Origin of the sequence: Falcatimonas sp. MSJ-15 (genome assembly GCF_018918265.1) — a bacterium.
Classification (GTDB): Bacteria; Bacillota; Clostridia; order Lachnospirales; family Lachnospiraceae; genus Falcatimonas.
Map to the genome: position 1 here is coordinate 54670 of NZ_JAHLQC010000013.1, position 21317 is coordinate 75986.

Annotated in this window: 16 protein-coding genes; 14 read left to right on the forward strand and 2 right to left on the reverse strand. The window is 33.5% G+C overall.

Annotated elements, in window-relative coordinates; translation table 11 throughout:
* Positions 1-116: 116 nt before the first annotated feature.
* Complete coding sequence (locus KQI85_RS11065) at positions 117-1052, forward strand: alpha/beta fold hydrolase (RefSeq protein ID WP_216576150.1); 936 nt, start codon at positions 117-119, stop codon at positions 1050-1052.
* 242 nt (positions 1053-1294) lie between these two features.
* Here the strand turns inward: KQI85_RS11065 and KQI85_RS11070 are convergent, their stop codons facing one another.
* On the reverse strand, positions 1295-2215 hold the full coding sequence (locus tag KQI85_RS11070; protein WP_216576151.1) for an exopolyphosphatase: 921 nt from the start codon (positions 2213-2215) through the stop codon (positions 1295-1297).
* Between the two features lie 186 nt (positions 2216-2401).
* On the opposite strand from KQI85_RS11070, the gene KQI85_RS11075 reads away from it, so the two are divergent.
* The 7 genes from KQI85_RS11075 (at position 2402) to fliS (ending at position 15500) form a co-directional block, all read left to right on the forward strand.
* On the forward strand, positions 2402-3100 hold the full coding sequence (locus tag KQI85_RS11075; RefSeq protein ID WP_216576199.1) for a response regulator transcription factor: 699 nt from the start codon (positions 2402-2404) through the stop codon (positions 3098-3100).
* A gap of 18 nt (positions 3101-3118) precedes the next feature.
* The gene (locus KQI85_RS11080; protein WP_216576152.1) at positions 3119-5833 is read left to right on the forward strand and encodes a sensor histidine kinase KdpD; all 2715 of its coding nucleotides are present in this window, start codon (positions 3119-3121) and stop codon (positions 5831-5833) included.
* 79 nt (positions 5834-5912) lie between these two features.
* On the forward strand, positions 5913-8207 hold the full coding sequence (locus KQI85_RS11085) for a hydratase (RefSeq protein ID WP_216576153.1): 2295 nt from the start codon (positions 5913-5915) through the stop codon (positions 8205-8207).
* Between the two features lie 252 nt (positions 8208-8459).
* On the forward strand, positions 8460-10373 hold the full coding sequence (gene glgB / locus KQI85_RS11090; RefSeq protein WP_216576154.1) for a 1,4-alpha-glucan branching protein GlgB: 1914 nt from the start codon (positions 8460-8462) through the stop codon (positions 10371-10373).
* A 91-nt stretch (positions 10374-10464) separates the two neighbouring features.
* A complete protein-coding gene (locus KQI85_RS11095) occupies positions 10465-13482 on the forward strand; it encodes a DUF6240 domain-containing protein (protein ID WP_216576155.1) in 3018 nt (1005 codons plus the stop codon).
* 117 nt (positions 13483-13599) lie between these two features.
* Complete coding sequence (locus KQI85_RS11100) at positions 13600-15003, forward strand: flagellin (protein WP_216576156.1); 1404 nt, start codon at positions 13600-13602, stop codon at positions 15001-15003.
* A gap of 23 nt (positions 15004-15026) precedes the next feature.
* Positions 15027-15500, forward strand: coding sequence for a flagellar export chaperone FliS (gene fliS, locus KQI85_RS11105; RefSeq protein ID WP_216576157.1), 474 nt, complete (start codon positions 15027-15029; stop codon positions 15498-15500).
* Positions 15501-15691: 191 nt separating this feature from the next.
* Here the strand turns inward: fliS and KQI85_RS11110 are convergent, their stop codons facing one another.
* Positions 15692-15994, reverse strand: a complete 303-nt coding sequence (locus KQI85_RS11110; protein ID WP_216576158.1) for a YaaL family protein — start codon at positions 15992-15994, stop codon at positions 15692-15694.
* A gap of 279 nt (positions 15995-16273) precedes the next feature.
* Here KQI85_RS11110 and KQI85_RS11115 point away from each other — a divergent pair, with 279 nt between their 5' ends.
* From KQI85_RS11115 to KQI85_RS11140, 6 genes are all read left to right on the forward strand, one after another.
* The gene (locus KQI85_RS11115; protein WP_216576159.1) at positions 16274-16708 is read left to right on the forward strand and encodes a prepilin peptidase; all 435 of its coding nucleotides are present in this window, start codon (positions 16274-16276) and stop codon (positions 16706-16708) included.
* A 68-nt stretch (positions 16709-16776) separates the two neighbouring features.
* Positions 16777-17760 (forward strand): hypothetical protein, encoded by a 984-nt coding sequence (locus KQI85_RS11120; protein WP_216576160.1) that lies wholly within the window; start codon positions 16777-16779, stop codon positions 17758-17760.
* Between the two features lie 98 nt (positions 17761-17858).
* Positions 17859-18950: a CpaF family protein gene (locus KQI85_RS11125; protein WP_371820606.1), complete on the forward strand. Its 1092-nt coding sequence runs from the start codon at positions 17859-17861 to the stop codon at positions 18948-18950.
* Between the two features lie 143 nt (positions 18951-19093).
* Complete coding sequence (locus KQI85_RS11130) at positions 19094-19687, forward strand: type II secretion system F family protein (protein WP_216576161.1); 594 nt, start codon at positions 19094-19096, stop codon at positions 19685-19687.
* Between the two features lie 2 nt (positions 19688-19689).
* Positions 19690-20976: an immunoglobulin-like domain-containing protein gene (locus KQI85_RS11135; RefSeq protein ID WP_216576162.1), complete on the forward strand. Its 1287-nt coding sequence runs from the start codon at positions 19690-19692 to the stop codon at positions 20974-20976.
* A gap of 158 nt (positions 20977-21134) precedes the next feature.
* Positions 21135-21314: a Flp1 family type IVb pilin gene (locus KQI85_RS11140; protein WP_216576163.1), complete on the forward strand. Its 180-nt coding sequence runs from the start codon at positions 21135-21137 to the stop codon at positions 21312-21314.
* Positions 21315-21317 lie beyond the last annotated feature (3 nt).

Here is a 21317-nt window from a genome sequence, read left to right on the forward strand (position 1 = left end):
GTCGGACCTCGGCCGAAATATATGTTATAATGAGCATGGGTATGTTTATTATATCCTGAAAATGAGTAGTAAAAAGGCTTAAAATTATCTAATAATAAAGGATGCGAGGGAAAGCTATGGCAAATAAAGTTGAATTTACATATGCGTCAAGGGATGGAATTAATAAAGTACATGCGATTAAATGGATTCCAGAAGAAAAGCCGGTAAAGGCGATAGTACAGATTGTTCATGGGATGATTGAATATATTGACAGGTATGAAGCTTTTGCTAATTATCTGTGTGATAATGGCATTATGGTTGTTGGTAATGATCATCTTGGACATGGTAAGACGGCAAAGACGCAGGATGATTTTGGATATTTTGCAGAAAAAGATGGAAGTACAATTCTTGTGAGGGATGTTCACAGACTTAAGAAGATTGTAGAAGAAGAGAATCCGGGGATTCCTTATTTTATTCTTGGTTTTAGTATGGGTTCTTACATACTTAGAAAGTATCTTACATGGTATGGAAAAGGAATAAGAGGTGCAATTATTGCAGGAAGCGGTCAGCCTGATAATAGTCAGATTAACAGAGGACTTAGAGCTATTAAGCTTGTGAAGAGTCTAAGAGGTGACAGATTTAGAAGCAGATTCCTTGAGAAGCAGTGTTTTGGAAAATATAATAGTAAGATAACGTCACCAAAGACCAGTCATGATTGGCTATGTACAGATGAGAATGTAGTCAGAGATTATGAGAATGATGAATTTTGTAATTATCTTTTTACATGCGAAGGATATGAAGAACTTGTTAAGATGATAAAATATGATGGTGACATTGAACATGTTAAGAGTGTGCCTGAAGAACTTCCGATTTTGATTATATCAGGAAGTGAAGATCCAGTTAGCGAGTATGGAGTAAAAGTGAAGACTATATATGATCTCTATCTTAGATCCGGTCTTAAGTATGTGACTTATAATATATATGAGGGCATGCGTCATGAGATATTTAATGAAAAAGATAAAGAGAAAGTATGGAAAGATGTTCTTAATTGGGTTCTTGCCAATTGTCTATAATATGTCTTTGATAATACTCTTATAGATGAGTTAAGTATATATGCAAGATAAGATATATGATTGAAATATAATATAAAAAACAGAGTCTGTTGTATGTTATTTTAAAAGTCGAATGTTATATCTGACTTTTTAAATAACATACAAATATGACTCTGTTTTTTATTAGAATAATTATTATTAGAATAATTAAAAATACGTTAAATCCTTGTTTTACAAATAGTTATATGCACTTTTGATGTAGTCTAATCTTCTTTGTAATTAACGATTTCATCAATGAGTTTTGGAAGCTGTTTATCCATATTGTCGTTAGTGAACTGGCATGTTCCGACAGCTTTGTGACCGCCGCCACCATATTTTAGCATAAGGCTTCCGACATTGACATTACTTGTTCTATTAAGGATGCTATATCCAACAGCAGCAGAACATCCTTCGCCACCTTTTCCATCTACGATCCATACAGAGATGTTCTGTTTAGGATACATACTGTATATCATAAAGCGGTTTCCTGAATATATTGGATTAACGCCTCTTAGATCGGAGATTATAACATCTTTTTCTACTTTTGTATGATTCTTAACCATCTCTTTAAAGAGTGCTGTCTGTTCAAAGTATACGTCTATTCGTTCTTTTACATCCGGCATATTAAGAATCTCTTCGGTAGTCATCGTACGACATGCGTCAATTAATTTTTCCATTAACTGATAGTTAGATATAGTGAAGTTACGCCATCTGCCAAGACCTGTTCTAGGATCCATTAAGAATCCGATAAGAATCCATCCTGTCGGGTTCATTATCTCATCAATTGTAAGATTGCCTGAGTCAACTTTATCAACGGCTTTCATCATCTCGTCAAAGTGAGAGAACCTCTCAGAACCACCATAATAGTCATATATTATTCTTGCACATGAAGGTGTGATTCGGCTTTCGCCTTTATACTTACCTTTTAATTCGTTACGTTCATGTTCGCTTGAATGGTGATCGAACCAAAGCCCACATCCTGGAACGAATGGAACATTGGCAAGGCAATCATCTTTAGTAACTTCGACGAGTCCATCTTGAAGATCCTTTGGATGGGCAAATTTCCAGTTATCTATAATGCCTGCTTCTTTAAGCAATGCACCGCAGGCAAGTCCGTCAAAATCCGAACGGGTAATGAGTCTCATGTAAACACGCTCCTTTAAAATTATATAATTGGTTATTGTTATAATCGGTATAAGTAGTGGGTTTGTTCAATAAAAAATCTTTAAAAAATCTTAATAATTGTATTCGCTTTTAATTAAGATTTATCTGATATAAAAAAAGTATAAAAATTTTCACAAATACTTTATAATGGAGATGAGGTGATGAAAATGGCAAATATACTTGTTTGTGATGATGACAAAGAGATAGTTCAGGCAATTGAGATATACCTGAAGGGAGAAAAACATAATATTTTTAAAGCGTACGATGGAGAAGAAGCTCTTGATATATTGGAGAGAGAGTCGGTTGAACTTGTTCTTATAGATATAATGATGCCAAAACTTGATGGAATAAGAGCAACTATGAAACTTAGAGAGAGATATAATGTACCGGTAATTATTCTGTCTGCTAAATCAGAGGATAATGATAAGATATTAGGACTTAATATTGGTGCGGATGATTATATAACAAAGCCTTTTAATCCGCTTGAGCTTGTAGCAAGAGTTAATTCTCAGATAAGGCGATATACGGAATTTGGCAATAATAGGACTGATAGAATTGAAGATGATGGAATATATACAATAAGAGGACTTACGATTGATGATAGACGCAAGACGGTTACTGTAGAAGGAAAAACTGTGAAGATGACGCCTATTGAGTATAATATTCTCATTTTTCTTGTTAAAAATGCAGGAATGGTATATTCGATAGACCAGATCTATGAGAATGTGTGGAAAGATTATTCTTTTTGTGCAGATAATACTGTTGCAGTACATATAAGACATATTCGTGAGAAGATAGAGATCAACCCTAAGGAACCAAGATACCTTAAGGTAGTATGGGGGGTTGGTTACAAGATAGAAAAATAAAAGAAAAGGGGTATACGTATGAATAAGACGAGGTATAAAAAAGGATTTAAAGCAGCGATGGTGATACTTATGTTGATATCTATGCTGGTAGGGGGAGCAACATTTAAGCTTGTTGTTATTAACATTAACCGTGGTGTTAATCTATCGCAGACGTATACAAGCTATTTTACGGTAAGTGATCTGATAAAGCGTGATATTGGAAAGACTTCTGTATATAAAGATAATATGAACGATTTGATTAATTATGATATAAGCAGGCTTGCGTATTGTGCAGGAAAGTATGGAATATATAGTAGTGATGATAATGTGTTTACTAATACTATATATAGCGATATTAATGGAGATAAGTATACATTTGATGATATTATGAGGATATCATGTGAAGAAACTGGTAATGTATATGCACCGATTAAGAAAGAGACGTTTGCATATATTTTTGCCAATAATCTGGTAGAAGAGATTAATAACAAATATCAAATCGAAGACGGAAAAAAAGATGAGATCTATAATATAATATACAATGCTGTTCTTAATGCAGTTATAAAGAATTCTATAGAAGAATTCGCATCAGATATATATGGCAGATATGAAAGACAAGGATATATTGAATATGCAGCAAAGATACAGGCAGGAGATACAGGCTATAGTGAATTCGCAGATATGATAAGCAATCAGACATATAAATATGCTGATTGTGTAAGCAAAGTAAAAGTAACTGGTAAAGCTATGTATGATACACAAAATAATATACCCGATATTGACAATATAGCTCCATATGCTTGTGCTATGGTTACTACAAAAGAAGAACTTAAGAATCTTAAAGTACGTTACAGAATAAAATTAAATGACGATTTAATAATTACGAATTATGCATCAGAACCCGCAGATAATCAGGTGTTTGAAGAATATATATATGACTCTGGAGACTTTAAGAGCGATTCAAATATAGTATATGGAGGAGAGTATTCATACTCCCATACTTATACTTATGAATGTGAAGATACGGATATAAGTTATATTGATAGTGCATATTCAATATCTGAAGTTGCAGCTGGAGCTGGTGATAACAGTTCACAATATATAAAAGAAGGTAAGATATATATACTTAATGATTATGTTAAAAGTGCAAAAGAAGATTATGAGATTTTAAGCAATATGTTTATCGCAGCTTTAATTATGTGTATCCTGGCATTCATAGGTTTTGTATATTCTAATATAATGCTCATATTGGCAGCAGGACACAGGTATGGAAGTGAGGAAGTACAAAAAAGTATTATTGATAAGTGGTATGTTGAGATAAGAATTATATTAGAAATAATAATATTAGGAATATTTACTGGTGGACTTTCAATATATGTTAACGGATATTCATATACTAACGTTGAAGCTGTTATATTAGGAACGTTTACTATAACAATTACATATCTCTTAATATTTTATCTGGCTCTTAGTATTAAAAGACGTATAATGCTTGTTGATGAAGGGCATAATGAATACTGTCTTAAGAACAATATGCTTTTATTTAAGATAATAAAATGGATTAAGAAGAGATTTGAAGATAAAAAAGCAACAGTAAGAGCAGCTATATTGTTCTGTATATATTTGGGGTTAATACTACTTGGATTTTTAATGGGAATATCAACAGGCAGTATAGAACTGATGATTGTTGAGTGGGTTATAGTTACAGTTGCAGCATTTTTATTTGTTATAAAAGTTATTGCAGAGTACAACACAATTACGGAACATGCAAAACACATATCAGCAGGTAATCTTGATGCCAAACTTGATATATCAGAGTTTCATTATCTTAATAAGAGTATGGCTGAGAATATTAATGGAATTACAGATGGTCTTAATAGTGCTGTTGATGAGAAAATGAAGAGTGAGAGAATGAAGACAGATCTGATAACCAATGTCTCGCACGATATTAAGACACCGCTTACATCGATAATTAACTATGTAGATCTTTTGAAAAAAGAGGATCTTAACAATGAGAGAGCAGCAGAATATCTTGATATTCTTGATAAAAAATCGCAGAGACTTAAAGTGCTTATAGAAGATCTTATAGAAGCTTCAAAGTTAAGTTCAGGAGTAGCAACAATAAGAGAAGATGAGATTAACTTCTTAGAACTTGTCAATCAGACTAATGGAGAATTTGAAGAGAAGTTTGAACAAAAAAATCTTACACTTATAAGCAATATACCAAAAGATAAGATTATGATTCTTGGAGATGGCAGAAAGATATTCAGAGTGTTAGAGAATATATACAATAATGCTTATAAATATGCAATGCCAAACACAAGAATATATCTTGATATCAAGATAACAGACAATAGCATTATTATGGAATTTAAGAATATATCAAGAGAACAGCTTAATATAGATGCGTCAGAACTTACAGAGAGATTTGTAAGAGGAGATCTGTCACGCAATACAGAAGGAAGCGGGCTTGGACTGTCGATAGCAGCCAATATAGTTGAACTTCATCATGGCAAACTTGAGATAATTCTTGATGGCGATTTGTTTAAAGTGCGAATTGTGCTTCCACTTTTAATAAAGAACACCATGAAGTCTGCTAACAGTAGTATATCTGGTGCAAATCCACCATTAGATATGACATTTAATGACGTAAAAGAGCCTAAGAATGAAGCTCATACAACAGACAAAAAAGACAAGAAAGATATGAAAAATCCACAAGATATAAAATTTGAAGGCTTTACATTTAAAAGATAATAAAAAAAGACATTGCATTTTTTTACATTGACTATTATAATAGGTACAAATGCTTTAACGTAATAAAGGAGGAAAACGGATGATTAGTCTTTCAAAGTCTGGTGCGTACCTTGTCAATGGAAAAGAAGTAGTACTTGATACACCAGAAGCAGAACAGATTTTAAAAAGTAAATTAGGTGATAATGTACCATCAAAAGAAGATGCAAAGAAGAATACAATAGCATACAGTATTCTTGAGGCTCACAATACATCAGACAATATGGAGAAGTTAAAGATTAAATTTGATAAACTTACTTCTCATGATATAACATTTGTCGGAATTATCCAGACAGCAAGAGCAAGCGGACTTACTAAGTTCCCTGTTCCTTATGTACTTACAAACTGCCATAATAGTCTTTGTGCAGTTGGAGGAACTATCAATGAAGATGATCATATGTTTGGTCTTTCATGTGCTAAAAAATATGGTGGAATATATGTACCACCTCATCAGGCAGTAATTCATCAGTTTGCAAGAGAGATGTTAGCAGGCGGTGGCAAGATGATACTTGGTTCAGACAGCCATACACGTTATGGAGCACTTGGAACAATGGCAGTTGGTGAAGGTGGACCTGAGATTGTAAAACAGCTTCTTTCAAAGACTTATGATATTAATATGCCGGGAGTTGTAATGGTACATCTTACAGGAAAGCCAGAAAAAGGCGTAGGTCCTCAGGACGTTGCACTTGCAATTATTGGAGAAGTATTTGCTAATGGATATGTTAATAACAAAGTAATGGAATTCGTTGGTGAAGGTGTTAATAACTTAAGCGTTGACTTTAGAATCGGTGTAGATGTTATGACAACAGAGACAACATGTCTGTCATCAATATGGGTAACAGATGAAAAAGTTAAAGAGTTCTATGATATTCATGGACGTGTTGAAGAATATAAAGAACTTAATCCAGGCAAAGTTGCATACTATGATGGAGTTATAGAAGTTGATCTGTCAACAATCAAACCAATGATAGCAATGCCATTCCATCCAAGTAATACATATACAATCGAAGAACTTAATGCTAACCTTATGGATATTCTTGATGATGTTGAGAAAAAAGCACTTGTAAGCCTTGATAATAACAAAGTTGAATTTAAGTTAAAAGACAAAGTAAGAAATGGAAAACTATATGTAGAACAGGGTATTATAGCAGGATGTGCTGGTGGTGGATTCGAGAATATCTGTGATGCAGCAGATATCTTAAGAGGACAAAGCATAGGTTCAGATGAATTCACATTAAGTGTGTATCCGGCAAGTATGCCAATATATATGGAGATAATTAAGAATGGTGTTGCAGCTGATCTTATGGGCGCAGGTGCAGTACTTAAGACAGCATTCTGTGGTCCATGTTTTGGTGCCGGAGATGTTCCTGCTAATAATGGACTTAGCATCAGACACTCAACAAGAAACTTCCCTAACAGAGAAGGATCAAAAGTAACTAATGGACAGATAGCATCAGTTGCACTTATGGATGCAAGATCAATAGCAGCAACAGCAGCTAATAAAGGTTATTTAACAGCAGCAACAGATATTGATGTTAACTTTACAAAACCAAAATACTATTTTGATAAGACAATATATGAAAATCGTGTATTTAATGGAGTTGGAAAAGCTAACCCTGATGAACCAATCAAATTAGGACCAAACATTGTTGACTGGCCTAAGATGGTATCACTTACTAATGATATTCTTCTAAAAGTTGTATCAGAGATACATGATCCTGTTACAACAACAGATGAATTAATTCCATCAGGAGAGACATCATCATATCGTTCTAATCCACTTGGACTTGCAGAATTCACATTATCAAGAAAAGATCCTGAATATGTAGGACGTGCAAAACAGGTAAGAGCATATGAAGAAGCAAGAGAACAGGGAACATGTCCTTGCGAATGCGATGAAGAAGTTAAGAAAGCATTTGATGTTGTTAAGACAGCATATCCTGAACTTAAAGCATCTGAGACAGAGATAGGAAGTACAATATTTGCAGTAAAACCAGGCGATGGTTCAGCTAGAGAACAGGCAGCATCATGTCAGAGAGTTCTTGGTGGTCTTGCAAACATTGCTAATGGATATGCAACTAAGAGATATCGTTCAAACCTTATTAACTGGGGTATGCTTCCATTTGTAATTGACGAAGAAGAACTTCCATTTAAGAATGGTGATTTTATCTTTGTAAAAGATATAATTGAAGCAATTAAGACAAAAGCAACAACAATCAAAGCATACGTTGTAAAAGATACACTTGTAGAATTTGACTTAAAACTTGGTGAATTAACAGATGATGAGAGACAGATTATTCTCTCAGGATGTCTCATTAATTACAATAGAGAACAATAATTAAATCTTGATTTAATTATTGATATATAATTTAAAGCTAAAGCAAAGCATGGCAGATTATATCTGTCAAAACAGGAATCAGTTATTGCTGATATCCAGAAAAAAGCGTTCAGTACCAATGGCATTGAACGCTTTTTTTTAGATTTTTATATACAATAATTAAAAAATGTATTATCTTTTAAACAGTTTCTTGATAGAAAAATACAGACGTGATATGATAAAAGTGATTACAATGGGGAAGGTGGCATAAAGATGGAAGAGAATTGCAATTTTATAACTGATTTTGACAAATATCTATTTAACGAGGGAACGCATTATGAGATTTATAACAAGATGGGAGCACATTTATGCAAAATAAATGGTAAGTCTGGAGTTCATTTTGCAGTCTGGGCACCGAATGCCAGGGCAGTAAGTGTTGTTGGGGATTTTAACGACTGGAATGAACAAAATGGCATTATGAGATGTCTTGGAGATGGAATCTATGAGACTTTCATAGAAGGTGCAAAAGTATATGATAATTATAAATATCTTATAACAGCAGCAGATGGAAGTAAACTCTACAAAGCTGATCCATATGCATTTTTTGCAGAAAAACGTCCACTCACAGCATCAAGAGTTGCAGATATAAGTGGCTTTAAATGGAGCGATAAAGAGTGGATTAAGAAGCAGGAAGAAAAAGATATCTACAGAAGTAAGATCTCTATATATGAAGTACATATTGGCTCATGGAAGAAGCATCCGGTTACTGATGAAGATGAAGATGGTTACTATTCATATAGAGAAGTTGCCGAAGAACTTGCAGATTATGTTACAGATATGGGATATACACATATTGAGCTTATGGGAATACTTGAACATCCGTATGATGCTTCATGGGGCTATCAGGTAACAGGATACTATGCACCTACAAGCAGATATGGTGAGCCATCAGATTTTATGTATCTGGTTAATTATATGCATAAAAGAGGAATAGGCGTAATACTTGACTGGGTGCCTGCACATTTTCCAAAAGATGCACATGGTCTTGCTAATTTTGATGGAAGTCCATGCTATGAATATGCAGATCCACGAAAAGGAGAACATCCTGACTGGGGAACAAAAGTATTTGACTTTGGAAGAAATCAGGTAGTGAACTTCCTTATAGCCAACGCACTTTTCTGGATTGAAAAATATCATATTGATGGAATAAGAGTAGATGCTGTTGCCTCTATGCTATATCTTGATTATGGAAGACAGGACGGAGACTGGGTACGCAATAAATATGGTGACAATAAGAATCTTGAAGCGATAGAATTCTTAAGACATTTGAATTCAGTTATTAATAAGAGAGACAAAAGAGCCATGACTATAGCAGAAGAATCAACAGCATGGCCGATGGTAACAAAAGGTGCTGATATGGGCGGACTTGGTTTTACATTCAAGTGGAATATGGGATGGATGCATGATTTCCTTGAATATATGAAACTTGATCCATATTTTAGAAAAGGCAATCATCATAAGATGACATTCGGAATATCTTATGCATTCAGTGAAAACTTCATATTAGTGCTTTCTCATGATGAGGTAGTTCATCTTAAATGTTCAATGATAGCAAAGATGCCTGGTGAATATGAAGATAAATTCAAGAATCTTAAAGCAGGATATACATTTATGATAGGACATCCGGGTAAAAAACTTCTATTTATGGGACAGGAATTTGGCCAGTGGCATGAATGGGATGAGAAAGTATCACTTGACTGGAATCTCCTTGAAGAGCCTGCTAACAAAGATCTTAAAGATTACTGGAGTAAATGTCTTAAATTATATGCAAAATATCCTGTTTTGTCAGAAGGTGACTGTGACAGTGAGAGCTTTAAGTGGATTAACTGTAATGATGAAGAGAAAAGCATATACTCATATATGCGACTTGACAAGAGTGGTAAGAATAATCTTTTATTTGCATTCAACTTCACACCGGTTGAGAGAGCAGATATGCGTGTAGGCGTTCCATGTGCCGGCCAATATACACTTTTATTAGATTCGTTAAACACTGAGTCAAAGAAGATTGTAAAAACAGCCAAAAAGATGGAATGGGATGGACAGCCATATTCGATAGAAGTTCCACTTAAAGGATTTCAGACTATGGTATTCTCATTCGACATAGCAGATAATAACAAAAAGCATTAGATTAGTATAAAATAAAATCTTAAAATAAACACTTCTAAATGCCGACATAATTGTAGATTAAGTTTACAATTGGTGTATAGGAGTGTTTTTTATGAGAGTAGATGCGACAAATTTATTCGAAAAAGTTAATATAGAACAGACAAATGCCAATGCTTTAACAAAAGAGTCTTCCAGTACGGTCAAAAGTTCAGTGGCAGGAACAGAAATTGGCAGCTCATTGTTTGATAAAGTCATGAACAATACGGAGGTAGATAAGTCCATGTGGGGGAGAACAGACGGTACATTATCTTATGAAGAACAGATAAAAAATCAGGCAATGCAGATAAAAAACAATCTAAAAGCATTGTATAATAGCATGTCATGTGGGGACTATGCTGCGATAACCGAAGATGGTACTGATATTAACAATATGGAAGTAAAAGATATAGTAACAGTTGTAGACAGAATAAAGATTATGCTTGCCACATATTGCCGACACTCAGACTATCAGATGGATAATATAAATGTTGATGACATAAAGCAGGTCCTTGGCTCATCAGTTAATGTATACAGTGTGGCAAAGAAGATGGAAGAAGCGGATATTCCATTAACAGAAGATAATTTTAACGACACGATAACAGCGTATGAGATGTATGATAAACTTGAACCACTTAATCGAGAGATGGCAGGATATCTTGTAAAAAACGAGCTTGATCCTACTATAAAAAACGTCTATATTGCAGTTAACAGTGGAGCAAAGGATGATACAAATACAGATAAAAATGGCGATGAGGAACTTTTTAAGGAACTCAAATCCCAGATAGTAAAGATAATAAAAGAAGCCGGACTTAAAGCAGATAATAATACACTTTCAGATGCAAAATGGATGCTTAATAATGATATACCGGTGACTGCAGACAATATTAAAAAATTAGAAGATTATCAGAATATTGGAATAAATAAAGACAAAGATATAATTATTGGTGAACTTACGATGGCAATAGCATCAGGAAATTCACCAGTTCAATATAATCTCCTTGATGGTAATAAGACTTACGATGATATCAAGAATGCTATAGATGTAATTAACAGAACAGACGAGACACAGGTTATTAATCTTATGATGACAGACAGAGAGATAACAATCAAAAATCTTGCCGGAATAATAGATCTGCCATCCTTAGATACATCTGACAATATGGAATTTTATAAAAACAATGAAGAAGAATGTAAAAAAAATTACAGATTACTGCTAGAAGCTAAGATACTTATGACATCAAAATCAGCCAAGAATCTTGCAAAAACAGGAATAGAGATAGATATAACACCAATAGAAGAACTTGTAGACAAGTTAAAACAGTCAGAACTTGATTTAATCAATAAAGAAGCCACAAGAAACGACAAAATAACAATAGAGCAGCTAGATATATATACAGAGACTAATGCAGCGCTGTATTCAATGAGATATGCTCCGGTTATGATTACAGGTCAGATTGCAGAAGGAACAACGCCATATAATATACAAAACATAGCATCAGATGGTGAAACAATGCGACTTGCAATGAACAATGCAGGAAAAGCATACGAGACACTCTCGACACAAGTAAGGACAGACCTTGGAGATTCAGTTCAAAAAGCAGTAGATAACTCAGCGGAAAAGATATTAGAAGAACTCTCATATAAAGACACCAAATATAACAGAAGAATTGTAAGCGTATTGGCATACAACAATATGGACATAACCAGAGAGAACTTTGAAAAAGTAAGAGAGATAGACAGCGAACTTAACAGACTTATGAAAGATATGTCACCAGAGACAGTTATGTCACTGATAAAAAAAGGCATTAATCCACTTACAATGAATATTGATGAATTAAGTGAGATTGTAGAGAATACAACCGTAATAGAAGATACAGCGATGAAATTCGGAGAATTCTTGTATAAACTAGAAAAAGACAATACAGTAGACAAAAAAGACAGAGACAGATACATAGGAATATATAAAGCATTCAGTGTTATAAACTCCACAAAAGGAAAAGTAATAGGAAGTCTTTTGAAACAGAACGAGAATATAACTCTTGGAAACATAGTATCTGCATACAGGACAATGCAAAAAGGTGGTATAGATACAACTGTTGATGATAACAAAGGAATGAATGAAAATACTGAAAAAGGAAAATACTTTAAGAACATTTTCAAAGAAGTATCAGACGGGCTTACACCAGAAGTATTAAAAAAAGCTTTATCAGTAAAAAATGCAGACGATATAACACTTGAAGAATTAAAAGAAATTGCAGGAGATACAAAGTCTGATATAGAGTATACCAAAGAAGCATATGAAGAATATAGACAGGTATATGAAAGACTAAAAGAGTGTGACAACTCAGTAATAGAACAATTAACACTCTATAATATACCAGTTACGGTCAATAATATGATATCAGTATATGCACTTAATGAAGACTATACAAGATATTATAAGAAAATTAAAACACAATTTAATAATTCAGACAATGTCGATGAAGCCAAGATACAAAGCGAGATAGACAATATATTAGACTCGGCAGATGACATGGAAGAATTACAAAAGACCTACAAAACGCTTGATGATGATGTCAATGCATATATGAATAAATACTTAAATTCACAAGAGACACAAGTAAACACTGTAGACGTAAAAAGTCTTAAGCTTGTCAATAATGGTATCTCTATAATTAGTAAATGGAGTAAAAATGAGAATTATGTCATTCCATATACAACTAATGATGGAGATGTAGGTGCCATTAATCTAAAAGTAGTAAGAGACAAAGAATACGGCGGCAAAGTAACAATCGATATAAATTCAGACAAAACAGGACATATCAATGCATACTGTATGTGCAATGACACAAGAATACAGGCATATATAACAAGCGACAGCCGTACAACAAGTGATAATCTTTTAGAAAGCGAAAGCAGATTAGAAGACAATATGCATGAACTTGGTTACAAAGAATGTGATATAAAAATAAGTTTTGCTAAAAAGATACCGACAATAAGTCATGCAGAAAAATCAAGCGAGAAGACACCAACTAATAAACTGTATAAGGTAGCAAAGACAATGATTAATACAATTATTGAAACATTGTAAACTATAATAAAAACAACATCTATTTTTACAAAAATACAATATATGTAGGTTAGAAAACCTATATAGCAGGAAACTAATAGTCGATACAATTGTAGAATAATGCAGAGGTGAAGAAAAATGAGAATTAATACAAATGTGGCAGCATTAATATCAAATAATAATTTACAAAAATGTCAGGACAGAATGTCCGTATCAATCGAAAGACTCTCATCAGGATATAAGATAAATGATGCAAAAGATAATCCGGCAGGAATAGCAATATCAGACATTATGAGAAGCCAGATAAGAGCACTTGATCAGGCAGAATGCAACGCATCAGACGGAGTATCAGTAGTAGAGACAGCAGAAGGAGCATTATCAGAGATAGAAGCAATGCTTCAGAGAATGAATGAACTCTCAGTAAAAGCTGTTAATGGAACTAATACAGACGAAGACAGAGAAGCGATACAGCTAGAAGTGGATGCACTATCACAGGAGATAGACAGAATAGCAAGCGAAACAGAATTTAACGATCAGTCACTTTTAGATGGAACATTCCAGCGAAGAGTATATTTTACACAAGAGACTACACAAGCAGGCGCAACAGTAGAGAACAATATGAATAGCAAAATAAAACTTATAAAAGTAACAGACGTAGTAGAAGCAAATGATTATAAACTTAATATAACATCAGCGGCTAAACAGGCAACAGCAACAATTGCACAGACATCGCTTGTAGCGGGAAAAAGTTATAGTATTAATGGATACAGTTTTGCAATTGATGCAGGTGCGACACAAAATGATATATCACAAGCATTTCAGGATGCATGTGAAAAAGTTGGAATAACAGCAACAATAGATAATGCAACAGGACAATATAATCTTGAAACAGTTGAATATGGTAAAGATATTAAGATTAACCTCATAGATAATGCTGATAAACAGAATCCTATTATAGACAATGTTAGCGGTGATGACGCACAGGTATCATTTGTACAGTCAGGAACAGGATATGCAGGATTTGCAGATTCAGCAACAATAATAACAAAAGGCGATAAGATAAGCGTACATGATATTAATGGATTTGAGCTTACAATAAGAGTAGGTGACATAACAGGCGAGATTAATGCAAAAGTAAAAGACATGGGCAAGATGAACGTTCAGGTAGGAGCTAACGAAGGACAGGAGATAGACGTTAATATTCCTAAAATATCATGCTATAACATAGGAATTAAAGACATCAACCTTCTAAGTGCAAGTACAGCATCACGAGCAATAGAAAAAGTACAAGGCGCAATAGATATGGTAACAGCAGCCAGAACAGAACTTGGAGCATATCAGAACAGATTTGAATATGCAATATCCAACCTCAATGTATCGCAGGAGAATATGACAGCAGCATTTTCAAGAATACGAGATGTTGATATGGCACAGGAGATGACCGAATATACACAGACAACAGTTCTGTCACAGGCAGCAACATCAGTACTTGCACAAGCAAATGCCAGACCAGAGACAGTATTACAGTTACTTGCTTACTAATATAAAAAAGAGGAGGCAGCAATATGACTGATGAGCTTAGAAAAGTATATGCCAAGCGAATATCACAGGCATCAAGAACAGAACTTATAGTAATAATGTTTGATATGTTTAATGACTATATAAAAGATGCAGTAAAAGCGTCACAAGAGGGCGATATAGAAAAGATGCGAAAGAATATAAGACAGGCACGAAAAGTTGTCAACCGACTAATAGAAAGCCTTGATCCAAAATACGATATAAGCATAAAACTCATGTCAATATATCTGTTTATAAACAGAGAACTTCTAAAAGCAGACATACATGCAGACATGAGCAAGACAGAAGAACTAAGCAATATGATGTCAAAACTTCAAAGTGCATTCAAAGAGATTGGTGACAGCGAAGACGAAGAACCTGTAATGAAGAATGTACAGTCAGTCTATGCAGGACTTACGTATGGCAGAAGAGAACTCAACGAATATGTAGACACAGCAGGCAACAGAGAATTTAAGATATAAAATAAAAAAATAAATAAAAGTATTAAGTAATTTGAAAGATGGTACGATATAAAAAATAGTTGTTGAATGTTTTTCATTTAATTATTTATTCCTTTCTTTCATGTTTATAGTACATATAGACAATAACTCCGGATGTGAATCAATCATATCCGGAGTTATTTTTGTAAAATTAGTAAAAGACTAATTAATCGTCATAAAAGACTCTGCACACTTACATTACAGGAAGAACGAGATAAGTGAGTTAGATCACATGGAATAGTCTTATCATAAGTTATACCAAGAGATTTGGCATTCTCGATAAGAAACTTATACCTCTTTTGTATTGAATTGACCTCATATATATAACAATCAATCATATCAGGCTCTAATGCATTATTAAATCCCATATAAGCAGCATTAAGAGCTTTGTTTGTATTTTGAATCTCTTCAATTAAAATCATCTTTTGAATCTCATCAGAAGTATCCTTTTTAAAAAAACTTAAAAATTTAAACATAGACAACCCTCCAAAACATCATATACACTATAAATATAATAAATAAAACCTTTTTCGATGTTGCAGATATGACAGATACATATATTACCTTCTATTACAATATACCCATCAGATAGCGAATATATACAGATAAAAAAATATATAAACTGCTAATAATTAATACAAAATCATCACAATAAAAATAAAATAAAAAATTTTTAAAATATGTATTGACAAAAAGGTAAATATAGTTTATATTAATCAAGTCTTTGCTGGAGCGGCTCTAAGAAAGGAGCTACAGTGAAAGGTATAATTATCATAATGGTATTGACGCTTATTGCCGCAGTATATGATGCGAGACAGAGCAGAATACCCAACTATCTTATTATATCCGGATTAATTATATGGACAATCTGGATGATTCATGACAACAGCAGTTACAAAGACTGCATCTTAGGATTAATAATTCCACTATTTGCATTATTTCCATTTTACATTATAAAAGGATTAGGAGCAGGAGACGTGAAACTTCTAAGCGTATGCGGAGGCTTCATAGGAGTGAATGAACTAACAAAGTATCTTGTTATAATTCTTATGATAAGCTTTATATATGGCGTAATCACTGGAATTGTGAAGAAAAAGAAAATATTAAATCATAATTTAATTCCTATGGCAGTTCCGATATTTATGGGAACTGTAATATATGCAGCAGCATCATTTGGAATTATATTATAAAAAGCAACTGTTAAATAACATAATATAATGTATAAACAATAACAGTTATAAAAAGAAAGGAAAGAGATATGGCCAGAGCCCGTTGCATAATATGTACCAGTGAAGATGAATATACCAAAAGACTATGTAACTGCATTAATTCAAGTGCAGATTATAACATACAAGTCAAAGCGGTTACACATGATAAAATGACAGAAATAGTAAACGAAATTTACGATGACATCTTAATTGTATCAGGAGATATATATGAAAAATTACAGGAATCCAACTATATACATAATAAGACGATGATTCTATGTGATGAAAAAGAATATACATTCTACAATAATGCGATTCTTATGTACAAACCATTTGAAGAGATAATCAACAATATTGTGGGGATAGCAACAACTAATATGTGGATAAATACAAACAATTCCAGTAAAGTTGTGGACAACAAAATCTATGCAATTATATCACCATCAGGTAATGAATACAAATCACTATGTGCATTGGATTTTGCAAGATATATGGCAGAGACAAAGCGAACGCTATACCTTAATTTTGATACATTCTCAGGAATAAGATTTAGCAAATCAGACACTCAGAATATGTCAGATCTTATATATCTCTATCAAAGTGAGAGCGCAACCTATGAAGAAGCAGTAAAAAATATGATGTATATAGAAGGCAATCTGTGCGCACTCAATCCCGTTAATGATCCACTTCATGCAAAAGAACTAAGCCTGTCAGATATATTCGAATTCACCGAAAGCCTTATGACAATAAATGGAACATCATGTGTTGTATTAGACATAGGCAAAGAATATCAGGATTATGCACATATATTCAAACAATGTAATAATGTAATTAACGTAGTATCATCACTTCCTTATGGAAGACGTAAAAATGCAGAATTCGAAGAATATCTTGAAGTAATGGAATTAGGACAATTAAAAAAACAGATGACCATTACAGATCCAGGCAACATATATATGATGGACAACTTAATGGAGACATCAGATGAGAGGAGAGGATACATATCTACAATATATCAACACTTGAACAGTTAAAACGTCAGGTACTTCTAAAAACAGATATATCAAGAGACATACCAGACGAAGAACTACTACTTGCAATAGACTATGAGATCCTCGAAGTCAGTAAGACAATGCGTATGAGCGTTGAAGAAAAGAAGATGTACAGAGTAGAACTGTTTAATGCAATAAAAAAACTAGATATACTTCAGGAACTTGTAGACAACGATGAGATCACAGAGATTATGGTAAATGGTCCGGACAACATATTTGTTGAAAAATCCGGAAAGATAATAAAAGTAGACAAACGCTTCACAGACAGAAGCAGATTAGAAGACGTAATTCAAAATATCGTATCAAAAGCAAACAGAATAGTAAATGCATCAACACCAATAACAGATACAAGACTAATGGACGGATCACGAGTTAATATAGTACTTAATCCGATAGCACTTGATGGACCGGTAATAACAATACGAAAATTCCCAAAAGATCCGGTGACAATAAATCAACTGATAAAATGGGAATCAATAAGCGAAGAAGCAGCAGAATTCCTAAGAAAATTAGTATTAGCAGGCTATAACATATTCATAAGCGGAGGAACAGGCTCCGGAAAGACAACATTTCTTAATGTATTATCCAATTATATTCCAAAAGATGAAAGAGTAATAACAATAGAAGACTCGGCAGAATTACAGATACGAGGCGTAGACAACCTGGTAAGGCTGGAGACTAGAAATAGTAACATAGAAGGAGAAGGAGAGATAACAATGAGAGATCTCATCAAATCTTCACTCCGAATGAGACCTGACAGAATAATAGTCGGAGAAGTACGAGGAGCAGAAGCACTCGATATGATACAGGCGATGAACACAGGGCATGACGGTTCAATCTCAACAGGACACGCCAACAGCCCGGAAGACATGGTAAGCCGATTAGAGACAATGGTACTTATGGGAATGGATATGCCACTTAGCGCAATAAGAAGCCAGATAGGTTCAGCAATAGACATAATAGTACATCTTGGAAGACTAAGAGACAGATCAAGACGAGTACTTAAGATAATCGAAGTAGTAGGATATGACGCAGACAAGATGAATTACAATACATTATACGAATTTGTTGAAACAGATACTATAAAAAACAGAGTAAAGGGGGAATTAGTACGAACAGACAACCAAATGATAAATACAAAGAAGTTGCAGATGGCAGGAATAAAAATCTAATTAATTATGATGAATATACATTTACAACAAAAAAGATAATAATTGGAATATCAACAGCACTAGCGATAATTCTTGCGGTATCATATCTGTTCTATGAGAGTTTTTTTGCAGCAATACTATTATCACCATACATAATGATACACATGAAAAAATATAAAGAAAGATTAAAAAATGAGAGAAAAGAAAAACTCTCAAAAGAATTCTGCGATGTACTTCAGTCAGTAAAATCATCCCTTGCATCAGGTAATTCACTAGAGAATGCATTCAGAGACTCAGGAAGAGAATTAGTGATGATACATGGCAGAGACTGCTACATGATAAAAGAACTCACCAACATAGTCAACCAGCTGTCAGTCAACATTCCATTAGAGATAATAATAGAAGACTTTGGAAAAAGAAGCCAGATAGAAGACATACAGCTATTCTCAGAGATATTAAAATATGCAAAGAGAAGCGGTGGCAACATAATCGGGATAATAACCAAGACAATAGATACAATAAATGCCAAAAACAATGTAAAAACAGACATAGACACAATGATAAGTGGTAAAAAATACGAACAGAAGATAATGAATATAATGCCATTTTTCATAATAGTCTACCTTAAGATGTCAGGAGGAACAATGTTAGATCCGCTATATGGCAATCTTATTGGAATAATAGTAATGACACTATGTCTGTTAGTCTACATGGCAGCAATACAGCTAGCAGCAAAAATATTAGATATAGAGGTATAAATATGAGCATTATATTAGGCGCAGTTATGGTATTAATATCAGCCATAGCCATAGTATATCTTAAAAAAAACAAAGAAAAAAATATATATGAAAAATTTAAAATTCCAATATTAATAATACTTGCAACAGGAATACTTGTAATAATAGGAAGTATCAAAAATTCAGGAGTAGAAATATTAGATACAATAACAAGACCACAGGCAGACGAAGAAAGTGAGGAGATAGAAGCCTATGCGAAATATGATAAGAAGGATTATCCAGTCAGAATTGAGATATCAAAAAAGGAATATACTAAGGAACAGCTTAGCGAGATTTTTGAGAAGACTTATGAGATAATAATAAAAGACATTCCGGCAGAAGGAGAGAGACTAGAACACGTAACCAAAGACCTTAATCTTATGACAAAAGTAAAAGACACAGGAGTAAAAGTAGAATGGACATCAGGCGACCAAAAAATCATACAAAATGACGGAGAAATAGTTGCTGAGAACATACCATCAAAAGGAACAGAAGTTACATTAAATGCAATGATGACATTTGAAGAAAGCATTGCATACTACGACATTACAGCAATAATATATCCTCGTGAATACACACAGGATGAGAAAAATCAGATGCTTATAGACGAAGCAGTAAAAAAATCAGAAGAAAAAGATGAAGAAAAAGTGGAACTTCCAGACACAATATCAGGTAAGGACGTAACATTTTTTATAAAAAAAGAAGACAGTTTCAGATACATAGGAATACTTGGAATTGTCGGAGCAGTGGCAATATTTGTAGCCAAGAACAGACAAGAAAAAGACAAAGAAGAAAAAAGAAAAAAACAGTTAGATCTTGAATATTCAGAGATGGTATCAAAGCTTACACTTTTAGCAGGGGCTGGAATGACCATATCATCAGCCTGGGAGAAGATAGTAAAAGACTACCTTGCAGGCAAAGATCAAAAAGATTTCAAACGCAAAGAAGTATATGAAGAGATGGCAACAACTTACTACAAGATGCAGTCAGGAATGTCAGAGACAGTTGCCTATGAAGACTTTGCAAGAAGATGTAATACACCATTATATCTTCAGTTTGGAACATTATTATCACAGAATGTACGAAAGGGTACAGCTAATTTGCTAAGATTACTCGATAATGCAGCAAATGAGGCGTTTATTCATAGAAAACAACTTGCAAAACAGCAAGGAGAAGAAGCGACAACAAAACTTCTTGTACCAATGATTATGATGCTTGGAATCGTAATGATAATAGTAATATTCCCGGCATTCGTATCCTTTAATATGTAACACACAACAACAGTATAACAATATCAATATATTAATAAAAAATAATAAAATTCAAAAATAACATATTAATAAAAAAAGATAAAGTTATACACCAAACTATTAATAATTAATGAGTAACTGCAACAGCAGTACCATAATAAGAGAGGAGAAAAATAATTATGTTAGCAACAGTAAAAAACTTTTTAAAAGAGGAAGACGGAGTAGGATCAGTAGAGATAATTCTTATTCTTTTAGTGCTTGTAGGACTTGTACTTGTATTCAAAGATGAGATTACTAAGATAACAACAAAAGTATTTAAACATGTTAATGCAGATGTTGACAAACTTTTTAAAAACTAAGTA